Genomic DNA, 2,000 nt, shown 5'->3' with positions numbered 1-2,000 from the left:
TTATCGGGAAATAGCTCAGCTTGGTAGAGCACTACGTTCGGGACGTAGGGGTCGCAGGTTCAAATCCTGTTTTCCCGACCATTTAAATATTATTTCCGATGATGGAGTGCATACATTGCACGCAGGAAATTTCTGTTCAACTCAGGCCCTATATAAAACTTTGGCGGCGTAGCTCAGCTGGCTAGAGCGTACGGTTCATACCCGTAAGGTCGGGGGTTCGATCCCCTCCGCCGCTATTATTTTATCAATTGTAAGGATATCCAAGTTTAACTGAAGGAATTTGCTTAAGTAACCTACAGATGGGTGAAACTGCATAACGTTTCGAACTTTTTCCATTCAGCAATAATAGGGGCATAGTTTAAAGGTAGAACAAAGGTCTCCAAAACCTTTGGTGTGGGTTCGATTCCTGCTGCCCCTGCCAAAATTTTATAATCCAGCATCAATAAATCTTATTAAGCCGGTGTGGCGGAATTGGCAGACGCGCACGACTCAAAATCGTGTTCCTTCTGGAGTGTCGGTTCGACCCCGACCACCGGTATTATGATACTGCTTGCGAATGCAGTGAAATCAACGTTTCTTACACATTGTAAGAAGCGTTTTTTATTTATCTTTAATACGATTCTTACAAAAAAATCTTGTACATAAAATCGTGTGAGTACCCTGTCATTAAACAGGGAGGAATTTAAGAATGGCAAGGCGTACAAATGAATTATCAATTTAAGAATTATCCATTATCAATAGAAATACAAAGACGTATAAAGAGCGGATCGTGCTTATTCAAGCAAAGATGAAAAATCAATTACAGAAGTATATTCAGATACAAGGGGTAATGGAAACAGACGCTTTGTTTGTCACTCTTGATGGAGAGAAAATGTCAAAAAGGCAATTCCAAAATAGAGTTACTTTTTATGGGAAGGAAGCGGGAATAAAAGGGTTAGATGCTCTTGTTATACTTTTTAGGCATACATTTGCAAAATTATTTAACACTAAATGACAGGATTGTTGAAGAAGAAAAGGAAAATTTAAACACTTTATAGTATTAGTAATGGGAAAATTTTATTAAGGTGGTAACCAAATTGGGAATGTCTAACTATTATCAAAAACTTCGAGAAAAAGTTGGCAGTGAATTGATTTTTATGCCTTGTGTGGCAGGAATTATTCGAAACGAAGTAGGTGAAATTTTGTTACAGAACAAAGGAAACGGTGAGAAATGGAGCCTTCCAGCAGGAGCAATAGAAATTGGCGAAGCACCTGCACAAGCTGTTGTACGTGAAGTGTGGGAAGAAACAGGATTATATGTTGTTCCAAGGAGGTTGATAGGGGTATTTGGTGGAAAAGATTACCGTTACCAATATCCGAATGGTCATCAAGTAGAGTATAACGTTTTTATGTTTGAATGTGTTATTCAAAGCGGGGAACTGAGTCCAGTAGATGATGAAACTGCTGAACTTCAGTATTTTAATCCAAATAATATGCCAGAACTTGCTTTACCTTATTCTAAACAATTATTTACGAAAACAGATAATAATGGGATGAAACGTGGTTAAAGGAGCTTTCTAAAAAATAACTTTTCTTGTTAGACGAACGAGTGATTCAATTATATATACAACTTTCAAAGACCATACTATCTTTTTCTTTTAGCTAAAAGGTCAAATGACTTTTACAATGTTAGATTTAAAAAAATTCAATCATTGAGTGGTGAAGACTTATATTAATAAAATGGATTAAATGTCAAGTCAATGAGAATGAAAAAATTTCATTCTCTATTGCCAAAGAGCTAATTTAGTAAAATCGGCAAGTTTGTTAATATTACTTAGTAATAATTTGGGGGGGAAAGATTTGATTACTCATTTTGCGGATTTAGAATTAAACACAGTTTCTATACAAGGTGTTAAACAGTGCTATGCAGATCGTTTGCAATTGCCCATTATTGTTGAGTCTGAGGAGTTTATTCAGTTTCAGCTTACACCTTTTACGACTTTAAGTTTTAAAGAAACAGT

General features: G+C 36.1%; 2 protein-coding genes and 4 tRNA genes. All 6 read left to right on the top strand.

The window, feature by feature from the left end; translation table 11 throughout:
• The first annotated feature begins 4 nt into the window (after positions 1-4).
• The 6 genes from BFU02S_RS15685 to BFU02S_RS15660 all read left to right on the top strand — a co-directional run bounded on the left by BFU02S_RS15685 (position 5) and on the right by BFU02S_RS15660 (position 1,547).
• Positions 5-81, top strand: a tRNA-Pro gene (locus tag BFU02S_RS15685).
• 81 nt (positions 82-162) lie between these two features.
• A tRNA-Met gene (locus tag BFU02S_RS15680) sits at positions 163-236 on the top strand.
• Positions 237-347: 111 nt separating this feature from the next.
• Positions 348-421, top strand: a tRNA-Trp gene (locus BFU02S_RS15675).
• Positions 422-456: 35 nt separating this feature from the next.
• Positions 457-538: transfer RNA gene (locus tag BFU02S_RS15670), tRNA-Leu, on the top strand.
• Positions 539-730: 192 nt separating this feature from the next.
• Positions 731-994, top strand: coding sequence for a tyrosine-type recombinase/integrase (locus tag BFU02S_RS15665; protein ID WP_084361164.1), 264 nt, complete (start codon positions 731-733; stop codon positions 992-994).
• Between the two features lie 82 nt (positions 995-1,076).
• Entirely contained in the window at positions 1,077-1,547 is a 471-nt protein-coding gene (locus tag BFU02S_RS15660; protein ID WP_066372696.1) for an NUDIX hydrolase, read from the top strand.
• Positions 1,548-2,000: the final 453 nt, after the last annotated feature.

It is taken from the genome of Neobacillus fumarioli NBRC 102428, assembly GCF_001591485.1.
GTDB classification, from domain to species: domain Bacteria; phylum Bacillota; class Bacilli; order Bacillales; family Cytobacillaceae; genus Neobacillus; species Neobacillus fumarioli.
The sequence above is the reverse complement of the archived record's forward strand: the minus strand, read 5'-3'. Positions and strand labels throughout refer to the sequence as shown.